General features: G+C 50.3%; 15 protein-coding genes. 11 read left to right on the plus strand and 4 right to left on the minus strand.

What is annotated here, in order from left to right; all coding sequences use genetic code 11:
* The 5 genes from AC5OW4_RS06630 to AC5OW4_RS06650 form a co-directional block, all read left to right on the plus strand.
* A partial coding sequence (locus AC5OW4_RS06630; protein WP_493676797.1) for a hypothetical protein occupies nt 1-263 on the plus strand: 263 nt, incomplete at its 5' end.
* Nucleotides 264-278: 15 nt separating this feature from the next.
* On the plus strand, nt 279-1,037 hold the full coding sequence (locus tag AC5OW4_RS06635) for a PTS sugar transporter subunit IIC (RefSeq protein WP_072683161.1): 759 nt from the start codon (nt 279-281) through the stop codon (nt 1,035-1,037).
* Nucleotides 1,034-1,861, plus strand: coding sequence for a PTS system mannose/fructose/sorbose family transporter subunit IID (locus tag AC5OW4_RS06640; RefSeq protein WP_493676799.1), 828 nt, complete (start codon nt 1,034-1,036; stop codon nt 1,859-1,861). Before AC5OW4_RS06635 ends, AC5OW4_RS06640 begins: the two co-directional genes overlap by 4 nt.
* Nucleotides 1,862-1,877: 16 nt before the next feature.
* The gene (locus AC5OW4_RS06645) at nt 1,878-2,777 is read left to right on the plus strand and encodes an alpha/beta hydrolase (protein ID WP_072683163.1); all 900 of its coding nucleotides are present in this window, start codon (nt 1,878-1,880) and stop codon (nt 2,775-2,777) included.
* 3 nt (nt 2,778-2,780) lie between these two features.
* A complete protein-coding gene (locus tag AC5OW4_RS06650; protein WP_195548021.1) occupies nt 2,781-4,259 on the plus strand; it encodes a sulfatase family protein in 1,479 nt (492 codons plus the stop codon).
* Between the two features lie 256 nt (nt 4,260-4,515).
* Here AC5OW4_RS06650 and AC5OW4_RS06655 read toward each other — a convergent pair whose 3' ends face one another.
* From AC5OW4_RS06655 to AC5OW4_RS06670, 4 genes are all read right to left on the minus strand, one after another.
* Entirely contained in the window at nt 4,516-5,040 is a 525-nt protein-coding gene (locus AC5OW4_RS06655; protein ID WP_195395165.1) for a signal peptidase II, read from the minus strand.
* A 43-nt stretch (nt 5,041-5,083) separates the two neighbouring features.
* Nucleotides 5,084-5,476, minus strand: coding sequence for a cupin domain-containing protein (locus AC5OW4_RS06660; protein WP_295769507.1), 393 nt, complete (start codon nt 5,474-5,476; stop codon nt 5,084-5,086).
* Nucleotides 5,470-6,381, minus strand: a complete 912-nt coding sequence (locus AC5OW4_RS06665) for an AEC family transporter (RefSeq protein WP_195395166.1) — start codon at nt 6,379-6,381, stop codon at nt 5,470-5,472. The genes AC5OW4_RS06660 and AC5OW4_RS06665 overlap by 7 nt, the downstream gene beginning before the upstream one ends.
* A 230-nt stretch (nt 6,382-6,611) precedes the next feature.
* The gene (locus tag AC5OW4_RS06670; protein ID WP_195548023.1) at nt 6,612-8,531 is read right to left on the minus strand and encodes a sensor domain-containing diguanylate cyclase; all 1,920 of its coding nucleotides are present in this window, start codon (nt 8,529-8,531) and stop codon (nt 6,612-6,614) included.
* Between the two features lie 440 nt (nt 8,532-8,971).
* On the opposite strand from AC5OW4_RS06670, the gene AC5OW4_RS06675 reads away from it, so the two are divergent.
* The 6 genes from AC5OW4_RS06675 to AC5OW4_RS06700 all read left to right on the plus strand — a co-directional run bounded on the left by AC5OW4_RS06675 (nt 8,972) and on the right by AC5OW4_RS06700 (nt 17,929).
* A complete protein-coding gene (locus AC5OW4_RS06675) occupies nt 8,972-10,354 on the plus strand; it encodes a M24 family metallopeptidase (RefSeq protein WP_493676800.1) in 1,383 nt (460 codons plus the stop codon).
* Nucleotides 10,355-10,465: 111 nt separating this feature from the next.
* Nucleotides 10,466-11,911, plus strand: a complete 1,446-nt coding sequence (locus AC5OW4_RS06680; protein WP_493676801.1) for a M81 family metallopeptidase — start codon at nt 10,466-10,468, stop codon at nt 11,909-11,911.
* Between the two features lie 461 nt (nt 11,912-12,372).
* Nucleotides 12,373-13,164, plus strand: coding sequence for a MurR/RpiR family transcriptional regulator (locus tag AC5OW4_RS06685; RefSeq protein ID WP_006058261.1), 792 nt, complete (start codon nt 12,373-12,375; stop codon nt 13,162-13,164).
* 44 nt (nt 13,165-13,208) lie between these two features.
* Nucleotides 13,209-14,684 (plus strand): glycoside hydrolase family 1 protein, encoded by a 1,476-nt coding sequence (locus AC5OW4_RS06690; protein WP_493676802.1) that lies wholly within the window; start codon nt 13,209-13,211, stop codon nt 14,682-14,684.
* Nucleotides 14,681-16,543, plus strand: coding sequence for a glucose PTS transporter subunit IIA (locus AC5OW4_RS06695; RefSeq protein ID WP_493676803.1), 1,863 nt, complete (start codon nt 14,681-14,683; stop codon nt 16,541-16,543). Before AC5OW4_RS06690 ends, AC5OW4_RS06695 begins: the two co-directional genes overlap by 4 nt.
* Nucleotides 16,544-16,657: 114 nt before the next feature.
* On the plus strand, nt 16,658-17,929 hold the full coding sequence (locus tag AC5OW4_RS06700) for a hypothetical protein (protein ID WP_493676804.1): 1,272 nt from the start codon (nt 16,658-16,660) through the stop codon (nt 17,927-17,929).
* The last annotated feature ends 50 nt before the right edge of the window (nt 17,930-17,979 follow it).

Below are 17,979 nucleotides of genomic sequence, written 5' to 3' on the forward strand. Positions count from 1 at the left end.
CTCTTCCGATCTTGGTCGAATTAATTCAAAGAATTCCTGAATTGAATAAAGATTTAAATATTGCATCTTTATCCCAACGGAAAAATGCGGGAGTTTGCGTAGAGATCGTACCGGCAACTTATTTCACGAGGGATGAATTCACAGCTGTCGAACAACTGACAGAAGCGGGTGTCCGGATATGGCTGCAGATGATTCCCAATTCGGCGCGGACTGAATGGTCTGAAATCCGTGAACGAATCCAACAAAAATTTAACAAACTATAAGAGGAGGAGAACTTAATGAGTATCTTTCAAGCCTTGCTGCTCGGCTTCTTTGGGTGGCTTATGAATTCTCATGCTTTGCTTGGACATTGGGGCTTCCAGATTTTCCGCCGACCATTGATCGCGGGAATGATCTGCGGTCTTGTAATGGGGGATGTAACCAAAGGAATTATGGTGGGAGCGGTATTGCAGGCGATGTATATTGGGACGATGAATGTCGGCGGGATCGCATCCATGCCGCCGATTGACATCAGTCAATGGTTTGCGATTCCTCTGGCGCTGCTTCAGGGCGGCGATGCGGAAGTGGCGATTGCCTTAGCGGTTCCATTCAGCTTTCTGGCTCAGATGCTCCAGGTCTTATTAATGAATGTGAATCAAATTATACTGCACAAAGCAGATGATCTGATTGCCAAAGGAAAATTGAAACAGGCTTACTGGACACATTTTGCAGTGCCTACCGCGCTGAATTTGGTGATCAACATGTCAATCATTACGATCTTGTGTTTGATTGGTTCAGCGGCGATTGACGTCATCGTATCCGCAGTTCCCGCCAGTATCATGGGAATTCTGGGGGTTTTTACTAAAATCATCCCGTTACTGGGTTTTGCGATCTTATTAAATAGTCTGTTGAAGAATAACAGTCAGCTGATCTTCTTCGTATTGGGTTTCGCTTTACTTAAAGTTGTCGGGCTTAACGTCATTACGATTACGATTATTGGCGGCGCGATCGCTTATGTGATTTTTATGATTCAGGGAAAGGCGGGAGAAAACGCATGACTCAGTTGCAGAATTTAAGTAAGGATAAACACTTTTTACGGAAGACGATGTGGAGTTTCCTGTTCGGTTCCGGCGTTTGCTTTACCATGGAAAGAATGATGGGCCCGGGCATGGTCAACATGATGATCGCCTCGGCCAAAGAACTGTATCCGGATGATCCTGAAAAACAAATCGAGTTATGTCAGAATCATTGTGTATTCTTCAATACACAGCCGACAGTCGGAATTATTGTGCCGGGGATTGTGCTGGGATTGGAAATGGAAAGAGCGAAAACGGATGAGATTCCCAATGAACTTATCCAAAGCGTGAAAACCGCACTGGCCGGGCCCTTTGCAGGGATCGGCGATTCCCTGATTCAGGGGTTATTGATCCCCATCCTGCTTTCTATCGCCATCAGTCTCAGTGATGGTGGATCGGTCATTGGCGTTCTTTTCCTGATCGGCGCGTATTTCCTGATTTGTTATCCTCTGACCTGGTCGCTTTTCAAAACTGGCGTTCAAATGGGAATCAACGGTGCGGAACAAATTATTTCATCCGGAATTAAAGATCGTTTTATCTCGGCGGTTGAAATCCTGGGGATCTTGGTCGTCGGTGCGGTAACGGCCAGTACGGCCAACGTTACTACGGGCTTATCTTTCACTTTCGGAGAATTGGAGATTAACGTTCAAGCGCTTTTCGATAAAGTCTATCCCGGTTTGCTGACGATGGCGGCTTTAGGCGGCACTCTTTGGCTGATTCGTAAGAAAAAGGTAACACCGTTAAAGATTATGGGTTTGTTTCTAATTCTTTCTATGATCGGATATTTTACAGGGATCTTAGCGTGAGTAAGGAGCGATAAATATGCCAGTCATTAAGGAAAACGTCTATTCAGATGTAATGATGGAAACTCTCTGTTATCAAAAAACACCGCAAAAGGATTTGATGATGTCCATCTTTAAACCAGAAAGCTGGGCTGCGGGAGATTGCCGTCCAGCCGTCCTGTTCTACTTTGGCGGGGGATTCTATAAAGGAAATCCCAGTCATTTTCGGATGCAGGCGGAATACTTCGCTCATTTAGGCATGGTAACGTTAACGCCGGATTACCGGTTGACGACGCTGCCGGGAATTACAGTGAAAGACTGTCTGCTTGACGGTAAATCAGCGCTTCGCTATGTGATCGCTCATGCGGAAGAATTAGGAATTGACCGGAAACGGATTGTGGTAGCGGGTGGTTCTGCGGGCGGAGCGATGGCCAGTGTGGCAGCTATGGTCAATTCGTTAGATGAAAGTGATGAATCCTCCGTTCCCTGCGCAATGATTTTATATAATCCGGGAATTCAGTTTTCATCCCTGGGTTCATCCTTTGACGGATTGTCGGAGGATGATACAATCAATATTAACGGCAAACAGGAGAAGATTAAGGACTTGAAAAAGAAAATGCCAAAATTTGATGATCCGGAATTAGAGACGTTATCTCCAATGGAATATATTCGCCCAGGTCTGCCTGTGACGCTGCTGATACAAGGGGAAGCGGATCGCGCGGTATCTGTGGAGAGTATTAAGGAATTTCATAAAAGAATGCGTGCTGTCGGCAATGACTGCGAATTAGTCGTCTATCCCGATCGCGATCATGGATTCTTTAATTGGAATTCCAGCGAGGAACACATCTGTTATTACGATACTCTGAATCTGGTTGAAGATTTTCTACGCCGAAAGCAGATTCTGAATCCAGGTCTGAGAAAGAAGCTGTTGTGGGAGTAAATTATGCGGGCAATCATGATCATGTTTGACACGCTGACACGCAGTTACCTGCCGAACTATGGCAATGACTGGGTGATCGCGCCGAATTTTCAGCGGTTGGAAGAACACTGCGTCACTTTCGATCATTTTTATGGAGGAAGCATGCCGTGTATGCCGGCCCGGCGCGAGCTGCATACCGGAAAGCTGAACTTTCTTCACCGCAGCTGGGGACCGCTGGAACCCTTTGATATTTCTGTTGTGGATCAATTAAAGAATCATGGAATCTATACCCATCTGATCACGGATCATTCGCATTATTTTGAAGACGGCGGAGCCACATATCATAACCGGTATAACAGCTGGGAAGGCTTCCGCGGTCAGGAAGGGGATCGCTGGCAGCCGCGGGATATCGACCTGAAGCTGCCGCGCCAACATCCGTTAACGAAATCCGGCGTTTCTTTTGTTCAACATTACGCGAATCGACAAAAACAGCGTCGGGAAGAGGATTATTCTTCAATAAAGACGATGAATGCGGGGTTGGAATTTCTCCAGTCGCATGGAAACCGGGAAAACTGGTTCGTTCAGGTAGAATGCTTTGATCCTCATGAGCCGTTTGTGGTTCCGCAGCGGTATCGTGATTTATATGGTTTGACGCAGCCGCCGCGGCTGAACTGGCCGGTCTATGGCCCGCTTACAGGAAAGCTGAGTCTGGATGAACTGGAGGATCTGCGCAAGGAATATGCCGCGCTGATCAGTATGTGCGACGCCTATCTTGGCAAAATTCTGGATTTTATGGATGACCATGAGATGTGGAAGGATACGTTGCTGATCGTGAATACGGATCATGGTTTCTTATTGGGCGAGCATGACTGGCTGGGGAAGAACAAACCTCCGCTGTATAATGAGATCGTGCATCTGCCTTGCTTCATCCATGTGCCGGGGCAGCCTGAAAACCAGCGCCGGTCGGCCTTGGCGCAGACGGTGGATATTCCTGCGACGTTGCTGGATTATTTCGCGGTTCCGCCAATCGCCGGCATGGCGGGATGTTCCCTGCTTCCTGTGGTGAGTCAGGATCGGGTAATTCATGACGCGGTTTTGTTTGGAATCTTCGGTGGTCATGTGAATGTTACGGATGGCGAATGGCTTTATATGCGCGCCAATCGAACGCCGGATAACCAGCCGCTGGCGGAATATACCCTGATGCCGACGCACATGCGGGAATTCTTCTCTCGGGAGGAATTAAACGGCGCGGAGCTTGTGCGGCTGAATCAATTTTCCCATCAAATGCCGGTGTTGCGGATTCCCTGTCATACTGATCAGAATTCCGCGCTGGATGGCGACTTCCTGTTTCATCTGACCGAGGATCCCGAACAGAAACAGAATTTAATAGATGACAGGCCGCAGGAAAGGGCGAGGATGATCCGATTATTGAAAGAAAAAATGATCGAATCTGAAGCACCGAGGGAGCAATGGATTCGAATGGGGCTGTCACAAACGGAATGAAATAAAAAATCTGGACTTTGCGCCAGATTTTAATTTTATCAGGTGAATAAGTTGATTTTCTCCCTGAATATTGGGCTTATCCAATTTGCGGAGCCGATTGTCTGTATGTCAGCTTGATTGACCATTTGTGTTTAAATCTGATTTGATTCCTTGTTCCACTCATTCAACTGGGATTTCCGAATGTCTTATGTTTCTAACGATATAGTCCATAATTAGTTCTCCAGCTTCTAATTTATCTATTTTTGAAACTGGATTTTTACAATTTAAACTTATTGCAGCAAAAACGTAGATACTCTTTCACTGATATTTCCTGGCGATGTAAAATTCCAAGAATAACAAATAGAATTTCTGCTATCGTAATATAACAGTCTTTCAAATCAAAAATAAAGAAGTTGGGAATTTGTAGAAAATCTAAGCTTCCGCCCCAAAACAGCTTATCAATCAGACTGCACAAGCATCCAGCTAAGCCGAAAATCAGTATCATTTTTACTGGGAAACTAGTATTTTCTATTTTTCTCTTATACAATAAATAGCCCGATATCAAGATCCCTAAAGCAAAAACATTTAGAAGAATCGTTACGAAGGAGTCTGATAATAGTTCAATAAAATTTCCAAAATAAGATAAACGTGTATTTAATACCGGATTAAACCTGAGGATTCCAGAAAGGATATCGAATTCATACTGCATGAATCCTCTTGATATCGTTATTTTTACAGTTTGATCTATCAGAATGAAAAATAATATGGGAATGATAAAAAGCTTAAACTTTTTAATAAACATGACCTCCCTTCAAATTCATATTTTTCTATCGGACAAGCCCAATTTATCGTTTTACAACTACTGTGATAAGGCATACAGCTTCATCGTACGGATTGAGGATGCCAGGCTCAGAACCTTTTTTACAAATAGGACAAGTCCCTTTTCTTAAACCAACTTCTTTTCCATCAAAAATGGCTTTTCCATGTCCTGATAAAATGAAGTTCATATTCTTGCTTGTTTCATGCGTATTCTGGTCAATAGAATCGCCGATATGAATAACACAGGAAATGTTCCCTTGTTCATCCCTATCCATTTTTGCGGTCATCATCCCTGTTTCGTTATTCATGCCCTGACGGGTAATGTCTTTCCTCGCATTAAAATCGAAATACCCTATTTCCTCTCCGGATTTCAATTTATTTCCAGAATCCAGCTTAGCGAAAACAGCGGCGTTTACCAAATCATTTCCGAGATAAACAAGACCAGCGGCAGGGTGAACAGACTGAGAAGTGTGGAAAGACTGACAATCTGTGCGCCTAATGTAATATCCTGATCAAACATCTGGGCAAAAACCGGCGCCAGCACTGCGGAGGGAGCCGCGGCAGAAATGAGAATGACCGTGCGGATCGTGGCATAGGATTCAGGAATGAAGCAAAACGCTGCCAATAAAAGCGCGGGGATCAACGCCAGGCGGGCAAAGCTGACGCGATAAGCCGTTTTGTTTTTGAACATGTGGACGAGCGGACTTTTTGCCAGATATGCTCCTAACACCAACATGGCCAACGGCGTGTTCAGGGATCCCAGCGACTCTATGGCTTCCATAAAAGGCGGCGACGGTTTCACTGTCAGGAAAATGACGACGCCCAGGATCATGGCCCAGATGCAGGGGTTCGTCACGATTTTTCTGATCGTGATGTTTTCTTTCTTTCCCGACATCACAACAACGCCATACGTCCAGGCGTACAAATAGAAGCAGACGATAAACGGGGCGAGATAGAATACCGCTTCAATCCCCAATAAGCCGGTGACTAACGGAATCCCCAGAAAACCGGCGTTGGAAAACACCAGCGAGAATTTTTCAACCCGTTCCTCTGGCTTGAAAAGAAGCTGAGCGATGAGGATGTTGGCGGCGTATACCGCGAGACTTAACAGGAAAGCGAACATTAATCCTTGTAATTTCTCTGCTGAATATTCCTGATTGAAAGAAGTCACAATCGTGCAGGGAGTAGCGACCATTAAGAGAATATTGGATAACCGGGCGGTCGTGTCGTCGTTGATCGTTTTCTTTCGATACAACTGATAGCCGACGGCCATCATCAGGAACATTTTAATGATTTGATTGAGGATTGTAATCGCTGATTCCATGGTAGCCTCCCTGTGCTGAATTTTCACTAAGGACATTATACAGGGTTTCACAGGGAATAGGAAATGAAGTCAGAAAATTGCGGTAACTGAAAGATGCAGAGTAATCGGTCTGCGGACTCGCCGGGTCAAACAGGATGAGAAAGTTTCGTCTGTTCTTGGAAGGTTCAATAATCTAATCTGAAAAAGGAATTCCACCTGGGGAATTCCCGGATCTTTGTTTGAGCACACCGTTACGGCTTTAACGTGTAATTGTTGCGGCCGTTTTTCTTGGACATATAGAGGGCGGAGTCCGCTTTCTGATATAACGATTCAAAGTCCTGTGCTTCCCGCGCCGTCAGCGCAACGCCAATGCTGGCGCTGACATCCCAGCTGTTTCCCAAAGCCATGTGCGTATAGTGCAGCGCTTTTAACAACCGCTGAGCTCTGTTCTTTACCCAGGCGATATCCGGCGCCGGAATGAAGACCGCGAATTCATCGCCGCCGATCCGGCCGATGATATCCTGTTCGCGGAACTGAGCGCGCAGCACGGCCGCAAATTTTTCTATCACCGAATCGCCGAAGGCATGACCATACAGATCATTTGCCTGCTTGAACGTATCAATATCCAGAATGAAGAAAGCGTACAGCTGATCCGGTTTCTCTTTCAATAAATGTTCGATGTGCCGCCGGGTGGCTGTCTTTGTCAGCAGTCCGGTCATTTCATCCAGCTGCGCCAGTTCCTGCAGCCGGTTCTCCTGCCGTTTTTCAGCGTCGATGTTTTGCCGGTAGGTCAGCATGTGCAGCGAACCGTCGCTCTTCTGTGCAATGATCCGGGCGGTGATCCGCATCCAGAAATAATCGCCGCCGGTGGACATCAAGAATTCATATTTTAACGTGTCCTGCCCTGCTTTATACGCCTTGATGACATTTTCCGGCTTAAAGGTGTCGATATAACCCTGCCGGTATTCCTCTTTGATCTGTTTTTCCGCTACAATTTTTAATGCTTCATCATACGGCGTGTTGGCTTCTGCGCCCAGACTCATGAAATATTGAACCGTCGCTTCATTCGCCGGCCGGTTGCGTGTGATGTCCAGTTCGTAAATGTCGTCGAATAACTCCTCGGTCGCCTTTTTGAAGATGGATCGTTTTTCCTGCTCCATGGATTGCGTCAGCGCGACGATCTGGCGGTTAAAGCTGCGGATGACGCGGGTGATGACGATCAGGATGAAGATGATGATCATCAGGATGATCAAAGCCGAGCGCAGCATCTCCTGTCTAAGCTCAGCCAGAAACTTGCCGGTATCCTGCCGGACGACCAGATGCCAGTCCAGCTCGGGAATATAACGGGTGATCAGGTAATCTTCACCGGAACGCCGTCCATCCTGCGCGGTCCAGAAGCTGTCGGCGGCTTCGCCTTTATTCCAGATCAATAACGATTGCCGGATATCCTGCGGATAATCGAAAAGTGAAAAGAAATTGACCTTTTCATAGCCGGTATAATGCGATGCGATCTCGATCATGCCGTTTTGATCAACCAGATAGGCTTCAACATTGTATTGATTTTCATATTCCTGAATCAGCGCCTGCAGCGAATCAATCTGCAAGCCGACGCCGACCGTGCCCAAAAGCGTGCCGTCATCCTCCTGGATGCTGCAATTAATGAAGACCGTAATCTTATTATTCGCTCCGGCGACTTCATCGTTATCCACATTGATCCAGTAATCCTGAGATAAACTTAAGGAATCATAATACCAGTCATTTTCCGGATTTTCCGGCTCCAGCGTCCGATCCAGTCCTTCAAAATTGTAATAGCGATGAGTCGCAGATGAAACGAGAAAAACAGAATCGTAGTTGTATTTTATCCGATAGCTGTTGAGATACTCGCGCAGTGTCTCAATATACTCGGAACTGTCCAGATTTTCCTGTTCCTGCAAGAGCGTTGTGCGAAGCAGGCTGTCGTTGGCCATGGTCAGCGAGATGTTGACCGGTTTGGTAAACAGCGTGGTGAGCTGGTAATAGATTCCTTCGGAGGTAAGACTGGAAACTTGTTCAATGTTATCCAGCGAAACGGTGTAATTCATCTGATAACTCAGGAAGGCCGTTATTAAAAAGCCGATCACGATGATCAGGCACACCAGCAAGTTTGTGCGGATCAGAATATTTTTCTTCATCGAAGTCACCCCTTATTCAGAGAAAAAGCAAATCCCCCTTTGCTTTCTTCTGTTCTGGTATGTTCAAAAAAACGTCTGAGGGTCGCAACCGGGAGGCAGGCCGCAGCCAGAGGATTTAATTCTATTTTTATTGTATGGGGAATCGTTGGGGAATACAAATCTTTTTTCCAACATTGGCTCTTTGCCGACCAAACTTAATTCTGGATCAGAAGCGTGTGAAAGAGAAAAAAACGGCTGGAAATGTTGCCGGTCTGCCGGCGGATTCGGTTTTACGCGGCGTGGCAGTGAGGAAAAGGCGCAGAGAACATGAAATTTTGTCAGGAGCGAAAATTGTCCCGCGTTGCCTCTGTCGGGATGCTATAATCGGAATAACAAAATCCGCGGCCGGTTCTGGCCAGCCCTGCCGGCATTGGATAAGTTTATCTTCAGGGAGGAAAAATATGACACGAAAAGTAATCTGGGACAGCGCGCCTGTCCCGCGGTTTCATCAACAACGCCAGCCGGTCTTCTTGAGCGATCAGACGATGCGGGAGCGGCGGGATAAAATTCTGGCCCGCATGGCAAAGCATCAGCTTGATTGTCTGGCGGTTTACTGTGATCTGGAACATGGTTCCAACTTTGAGTATTTAACCGGTTTTCTGACCCGCTTTGAGGAGTCGATGCTGCTGCTGTTCAAGACTGGCCAAGCGGTCTTGCTGCTGGGGAATGAAAATACGAAAATGGTCAACTATTCGCGGATTCCGACGACGATGCTGCATGTTCCGTTTTTCTCACTGCCGAATCAGCCGATGACGGATGACGGCCGTCTTTGTGATTTTTTTACGCAGGCCGGGATTGAATCCGGCATGAAGGTCGGCGTGGCCGGCTGGAAGCTGTTCACCAGCCAGACGGAGGAAAACAGTACGCTGTTTGACGTGCCGTCGTTCATCGTCGAGGCTTTGCGTCAGGCCGGGGGCCGGCTGATCAACGCCACGGGACTGTTCATTGATCCGCGTAATGGCGCGCGGATCACGAACAACGCCAACGAACTGATCCATTATGAATACGGCGCTTCGCTGGCTTCCGACTGCGTGCTGAGGGCGATGGAAGCATTAGCCCCGGGAAAGACCGATCTGGAAATCGGCTCGCTGATGAATGCCGAAGGACAGCGCCCGAGCGTCGTAACGATCTTTTCCACCGGCGACCGCTTTGAAAAAGCAAATCTGTATCCTTGCGGCAAGGCGATCCAACTTGGCGATAAGCTGTCGTTAACGACCGGGTACAAGGGCGGACTGACCAGCCGGGCCGGCTATGCCGTCAGCGATCCGTCGCAGCTGCCGGAAGGCGCGCAGGATTATCTGGAAAAGCTGGCCATGCCTTATTATGCCGCCGTCGCGGAATGGCTGGAAACGCTGAAGGTCGGCCTTTTGGGCGGCGAGCTGTACGAGCGTATCGAAAGGGTATTGCCCAAGGCGCAGTATCACTGGTCGCTGAATCCGGGACATTTGAGCGCGGATGAGGAATGGCTCTGTTCGCCGATCACCCCGGGGTCTACGATTCCGTTAGCCAGCGGGATGCTTTTCCAGATCGACATCATTCCGTCGATGCAAGGCTATGGGGGAACCGGAGCAGAAAGCACCGTGGCTTTGGCGGATGAGGCTTTGCGCCGTCAGATCGAGAAAGAAGATCCGATTCTCTGGGATACAATCCGCCAACGCCGGGCTTATATTCAAAAGGAGCTGGGCATTATCTTACATGAAGACGTGCTGCCGATGTGCGATACCGTGGCGTACTACCGGCCGCTGATGCTCAACCGTCAAAAGGTTCTGAAAATAAAGCGCTGAGCTTTCCGTTCTTTCTTTTATGGAAAAAAGTTGAGGGTCAATTTCTGATCCCCTTTCTTTTTTCAGGATGCGTATACTTGGGGTAAATAAACGAAGAAAGGGGTTCACCACATGAAAGTATTAATTGGCGGCTTTGTCGCCGAATCCAACGCCCGCGTGAAAAAACCGTGCGCGCTGCAGGATTTTATGATGAAAACCGGCGATGACGTCGTCGACGCACTGTATGTCCGCGATTTGTTTGAGGAAGCCGGAATCGAAGTCATTCCGACGATTTACGCAGACGGCCGGGCTGGGGGCCGCGTCACCCGGGAAGCGTTCGACTTCATTCTTGAACAATTCCTGAACGGCGTGCGCGAACACATCGACGAGATCGACGGGATGTTTTTCTTCCTGCATGGCGCAAGCAATGTCCTCGGATTGGAAGGGGGCAGTGGCGAGCATACGATCATCCGCGAAATCCGCAAGCTTGTCGGACCTTACCTGCCGATTGCAATGGTCATGGATCCGCACGGCAATCTGTCGAAGGAACAGGCCGACAACTGCCAGATTATCCGCACCTTCCGCCATTCCCCCCACACCGACCGGCCGGATTGTCACCGGCTGGTAGCGAAGCTGTTTATCGACTTACTGAACAACCGCCGCGACATTCATCCGGTGTACCGCAAGGTTCCGATTTTAGTCGGCGGGGAGCGCAGTGTTTCGCTGGATGAACCGATGGTTTCCATCAACAAGCTGCTCGATGAAATCGAGGCGGATCCGCGGATCCTGTGCTGTTCCTATCATATCGGCTATGTGCGCCATGACAACGCGAAATGCGGCGCCAGCGTCATCGTCGTTCCGCAGACAGAGAACGATCGGGCGTATGCGGAAGAAAAAGCCGATCAGATCGCGGCCTTCGCCTGGAGCAAGCGCCGGGAGTTCCATTTCACCGGCAATGCGCTGGAGCCGGAAGACGCGTTCCAACAGGCGGTTGAATATCCTCAATCCCCGGTCGTCATCACCGATTCCGGAGATAACTGCACCGCCGGCGGTCCGGGCTGCAACACAACGATATTAAAACAATGCCTGGCCGCCGAAGATCTGCATGGCAAGCGGATTGTGTTCGCCTGCATCGCGGACGCGGAAACCGCCCTGGCTTTGAAAGACAAACAGCCGGGTACCCATGTCAGCGTCGAGCTGGGCGCGAATCTGGATGAATTGTCGGCGAAGGTGCATCTGGAAGGCACGGTCAAAGCCACCGGCGAGCTGCATCACCATTATGGCGAAACGTTGTCCGTCGGCACCTGCACGACGATCACGCTGGACGGCACGGCGATCGACGTGATCATCGCGGAAAAAGCTGTTTCTTTCGCGGAAGATCAACAATATACCGCGGCCGGTCTGAATCTGTTTGATTATGATCTAATCATCGTCAAGCAGGGTTACATTTACCCGCGCTTAAAGGAACTGGCGAAGTTCAGCGTGATGTCGCTGACCGACGGCGCAACAAACCAGCGCACGGAAAAGATCCAGTACCGCACGATTCTGCGCCCGATGTATCCGATCGACAACATTTAGACCTTGCCATGTGATCCAAAGCCCTGAGTGCGCTGACTTTCATCTGACAAAAAATTCCACTGATCCTGCTTTCTGTCTGTATCTGAGGCGAAAAGCAGGCTCTATTGACTCCCTTTTACGGACTGCGGTGTGATCGCCGCGGTTCTTTTTTTGCCGTTATCCCGCTTCGCTGGCCGCAAAGCTCATCCCCGCCTTCTGCTTTTTCACTTTTTTCCTTTTATTTCTTCTTTTTCCGGGTTGACAACAATAAAAAAACTGCCGTACATTCAAGGGTGCAGAAACCTGTTTTCCCCGGCCTTTTTCCAATTTGACTGTAAGCGCTTGATCTCCTTTAACAAAAGCGGATTTCCGGGTATAGATTCAGGGTCGATTTCTGAACCCCAAAACGATGGAAGCGCATGCTAAGATGAAGGCGACAACAGTGGTAAACAGGATTCAATAGAACAGAGAGGAACCTAGGTATGAAGATCAATCGGCTCAGTTTGCTGAACTCCTTGTTTAACGTGCTGAATGAAAACAATCAGGGAGATCCCTATTTCATTCTCGCTGAATATTTTCTCGAGCACTATCATGAATTGTCGAGGCTCAATATTTATGACGTGGCCGCCGACTGTTTTGTATCCCGTTCCAGTATCCGCCGGTTCTGTCAGGCGATCGGGTATGAGAACTTCGTCGCGTTTAAAGATGAATTCGCCCAGTACGACGATCAGCGGGCAAGCTTTCAGAAGCATGCCGGACGGGAGAACTACCGCGAAACCCTGACGCAGGAAATCAACGCGATGATCGCCGAGCTGGATCAGCGCATGAACACGGCGGAAGTCGAGCGGCTGGCCGAACGGATTCACGACGCCCGCGAGGTCGTCTTTCTGACCTCCAGTGTCGGCGCGACCTCGGTCGCTCAGTTCCAGCATTCGATGATCTTTCAGAACAAGGTCATCCGGATGGTTTCCGATATGTATGAGAACATCGATTTCGTAAAGCATTTGCAGAAAGAGGATCTGCTTCTGGTGATTTCCGGATCCGGACTGTTCGCCGCAGCTTCGCGCGATTACCTGCGGGACAATCCAGCGTATAAAATCCTCTTTACGCTCAACCGCAGCCATGACTTCGACGACGTGTATGATACGATCTATCATCTGAGCGCCGCCGACCGGTCGCAGGAAGCGAAATCCGTCTATTATACCTATGGAACGATCTATGTGCTGGATGTGCTGTACAGCGTCTACGTCAAAAAATATGGAGACTCTCAATAAGCGCCGCCAATCCGCATTGCGGAAGGGGCAAAGGAGAGAAAACAATGGACTACGGACGAGATCCAATTTTTCCGGAGGGCTTTCTGTGGGGAGCGTCCTCCGCGGCCTGGCAGGTTGAAGGCGGGGTCGCCGAAGGCGGCCGCACACCGGCCATCATCGACCTCAACAGTAAGACGAAAAAACCTTATGCTGACAATTCAATCGCCGCCGATCATTACCACCACTGGAAAGAAGACGTACAGCTGATGGCGGAGTGCGGCTTCACCTCTTACCGCTTTTCGCTTGCCTGGCCGCGGATCATTCCCGCTTCCGACGGCAAGGTCAATCTGGAAGGCATTCAATTTTACAACGATTTGATCGACGAGCTGCTTGCACACAACATTACGCCGATCGTCACCCTGTACCATTACGACATGCCGGTGTGGGTGGACGAGCTGGGCGGCTGGCGCGACCGGCGGGTGATCGATCTGTTCGATCACTACGTTCGCGTCTGCTTCGAGGCGTTCGGCGACCGCGTTAAATACTGGCTGTCGATCAACGAGCAGAACATGCAGATCGTCTACGGCAAGTGGCTGGGGCTGGACAAGGGCTGCGCCGATTGGGAAAAAGACAAGTGGCGGATTAACCACATCATGAACCTGTGCCATGCCAAAGCTGTGATCGCCTGCCATGAATTAGTCGAGGGCGGCAAGATTGGGCCGGTGCCGGGCTATGTCCCGATCTACCCGGAAAGCTGCAAGCCGCAGGATCAGATCGCGGCGATGAACGCCGAAGAACTGACGGAAAAAATCTGGAACGACTTGTATGCGTTCCGCGAATACAGTGGATTTGTCAAGCAGTATTGGAAGCTGCACGACATTGATCCGGATATCCGGCCGGGGGATATGGAACTGATCGGTCAGGCGAAAATTGATTACTTCGCCCTCAACTGTTACCGTTCCAACGTCGCGAAGCATTGCCCGAAAGAGGAAAGCTATCTGGAGCTGGCGCTGAATAAAGAAGGTAAAAAAGGCCAGTTCGTCTATCCGAAATTTCCGGGCGAATATGCCCTGGCGCCGAACCCTTACGTCGAAACAACGGACTGGGATTGGGAAATCGACCCGGTCGCGATGCGGTATATGTTAAGGTATGTCTGGGATCATTACCGTCTGCCGATGATGATCACGGAAAACGGACTGGGCGCACACGAACAGGTCGGCCCGGACGGCCAGGTGCACGACGCGAACCGGATCGCCTTCCTGCGAAATCAGATCTATCAGGTCGGCCTGGCGATCGAAGACGGGTGCGAGGTGATCGGCTATAATCCCTGGTCGTTTACCGATCTGTTAAGCACCGGCAACGGAATGGCGAAGCGCTATGGTCTGGTTTATATCAACACGACAGACGAGGAAACGCTGGATCTGCGCCGCATTCCGAAGGATTCCTTCTATTGGTATTCCCGTCTGATCCGCTCCAACGGCCGCGATTGGGGAAGGCCGGCAACAAAAGAAACAAACAGAAACGAGGAGAAGAACGCATGAAGGGCAACGCTCAGGAAAAGAAAATGATCGACGAGATCGTCCGGCTGGTCGGCGGGACGGAAAATATCAACACCGCGATGCATTGTTCCACCCGCATCCGCTTTACGCTCAAAGAGGAGAAGAAAGCCGACGTGAACGCCTTGGAAAACGTCGAGGGTGTTTTGGGGGCACAGTGGAAAGCAGGACAGCTGCAGGTCATCATCGGCCAGAAAGTCGGTCGCATCTATGAAATGATGATCGAACAATATCCGATGACCTCAGGTGGCGAGGTACCAGATGATTTCGGGGAAAAGAACGAAGAAAAGAAGAAATTCAGCTTCAGCGCGATCCTGGATTTCCTGGCCGGCTGCCTGGCGCCATGTCTGCCGTGCATTCTGGGCGGCGGCTTGTTAAAGGGCTTCATCTCGCTGTTTGTGATGATGAAGGTATTGACCTCCGGCAGCGATATGCATACGTTCTTAAGCATTATATCGGACGTTCCATTCTACTTCCTGCCGTTCTTGCTGGCCAATTCCAGCGCGAAGAAGTTCAACACGGACGCGTTCATGGCGATGGCGGTTGCAGGTATGCTGATGTATCCGACGGTAATCAACAATGCCGGCACGGCGATCCATTTGCTTGGATTCCCGGTGACCTATGCGAAATATTCCGGATCCGTCATTCCGATTATCCTGTCGGTCTGGGTGCTGAAATATGTCTACAAGGGCGTCAACAAGGTCATTCCGGATTTTTTGCGGATGTTGTTCGCACCGATCTGCGTGTTTATCATCATGGGCTTTGTCGCCCTGGGCATTACCGGGCCGATCGGCTATTACCTGTCCAGCTATGTCGCGATGGCGGTCACCTGGCTGTTTGACTTCTCGCCGATTGTCGCGGGCTTCATCGTCGGCTTTACGCGTCAGTTCATCGTCTTCACCGGCATGCATCTGTCCCTGACGGCGATCATCCTGTCCAACCTGGAAGTGTATGGCCGGGATCCGCTGATCGCGATCTACGGGATTTCCGCACTGGCAGTTGCGGGCGCAGCTTTTGGAGCTTTCCTCCGGCTGAAGAATAAAAATAATAAGGAAATCGCGCTGTCAGCGGGGATCTCCGCTATCTTAGGCATCACGGAGCCAGGTCTGTACGGCGTGCTGGTCCGCTTCAAGTGGCCGTTTATGGCGGCCTCCATCGCCAGCGGCGTCGGCGGAGCGTTGAGCGCCATCTTAGGCGGCTATGGTTATGTCGTTTCCACTCCGTCAGTGATTTCCTTAGAGATCTTCGGCGATACGATGCCGGTCGTGGCGCTGTGCTACGCGGTGGCGTTTGTGATCGCGCTGGTGCTGACGTATATCAAACCGTTTGACGAGAATGTGGAAAAGAGCGAGCGGGCGATTCAGGCCGAGAAGAAGGCTGTCTTAAAGATCAAGTCGGAACCGACGGCGGTGGCCGCTCCGGTGGATGGTGAATTGATCGCCTTGAGCCAGGTCGACGACAAGACCTTTGCCAGCGGCGTTGTCGGCGAAGGCATGGCTGTGATTCCTGCCGATGGGAAGTTAACGGCTCCGGTCAGCGGCACGGTGGCGATGGTCTTCCCCACGCAGCACGCAATCGGCTTTACAACCGATAACGACGAGGAAATCCTAATGCACATCGGGTTGGACACCGTTAGTATGAAGGGCGAAGGCTTTGCGATCAATGTAAAAGAAGGTCAGCGCGTCGCCGCGGGCGAAATGATCGGCAGCTTTGATCCGGAGCTTGTCAAAGCCCGGGGACTGGATCCGGTCGTTCTCGTCATCGCGACGAAGAAGGACGGCGCGCTTGCGTGCAAGCCGCAGGGTCAGGTCCAAGCCGGAAGCAACATCTATACGATTGGCTGATTCCTTTGAATCAAATATCCAATTCTTAACATGTCAAGGGCGAAAAAGGAACCGCAGAGGCGCGTTCCTCGTTCGTCTTGGCCGGCATCATTCACAATTAAAGGAGGCGCTTGGATGAAAGCGGCATATACGCGGGAAATCATTAATCCCATCCTTCCGTGCAAAATGGAAGGCTACAACGAAGCACGGTTTTGCTTCAACCAGACGGCGCAGCAGAAACAGGTCAGCGGCGAAGGGCTGCGGACGGCCTGCGGTCTGCGTGACGATCTGCTTTTGGATACGCTGATTTTACAAGCCGGGGAAACGATGGTGTTTTTCACGCTGGATATCGCGATTGCCGAGCAGCAGTTTACCGACGCCTGCCGCAAGGCGGTCAGCGAAGCCTGCGGCTTGGACGTGTCGCATATCTGCGTCAGCTGTTCGCATACCCATAACAGTCCGGTGGTGTCCCATGGCATGAACAAAGAACTGGATCCGGATCTGGAGTATTGGGAGCGGATTCAGGATAAAATGATCTTTTCCGCGAAATGGGCGCTGCGGCATCTGCGCGAGGCGCAGGCGACGCTCGATCAGGTTACGATCAACGGCTTTTATAACAACCGCAACCGGCCCGGCGAGGAATACAACGACCGCTGCGAGGTCCTGACGCTGCGGACTGTGGACGACCTGCCGCTGGTGCAGCTGCTGAACCTGGCGTGTCATCCGACGATTCTGGGTGCGCAGAACCTGTATATCACCGCTGATTTCTTCGGTGTGCTCCGCCGCAGCGTGCAGGGAGCGACAGGCATGCCGGTCATGATTTTCAACGGCGAAGCCGGCGACGTCAGTCCGCGGTTGATGAAAAAGGGCGTGGATTGGAATGAATGTCTTCGCTATGGCGAAGGCATTGCGGCCCAGCTCATCGACCCGAAACATCCTCATCCGCTGACCGTGGAGAAAATGGACGTCCGGTCAGTGAAGATGACGATCGACTACAATCCGCAGACCAACGAATACCTGCTGGAAAAACAGCGGGAACTCAAGGCGGAGCTGGAAACGCTCAATCCGGACAGCGACCGGGCGCACCGGATTACCGCGTGCTATCTGCGCGATGTCGAGGACAAGCTGGCGCAGACGCATTTGCATTACGAGCCGGAATGTCTGATTGTGGATTTCGGCAGCTTCCGAATCGTGACGGTGCCGTGCGAAATCGACACGGTGCTGGGCAAACGGATCCGCGAATACGATGGCAAACCGACGCTTTTGTGCGCGTATGCCAACGGCTTTCATTACTATGCCGTCAACAAGCAGGAATATGGGATTGTGTTTGAATCGTTCAACACGTATTTCCCATACGGCGCAGCCGACGAGATGGTCGATCTGATTCTGGCTCAGCTTCAAGCGTAAATTAGAAAAAAATAAAATTTTGAAAGTGGCGCGCAGTCGTCATTTTCTTC

This window comes from Holdemania sp. (genome assembly GCF_986127675.1).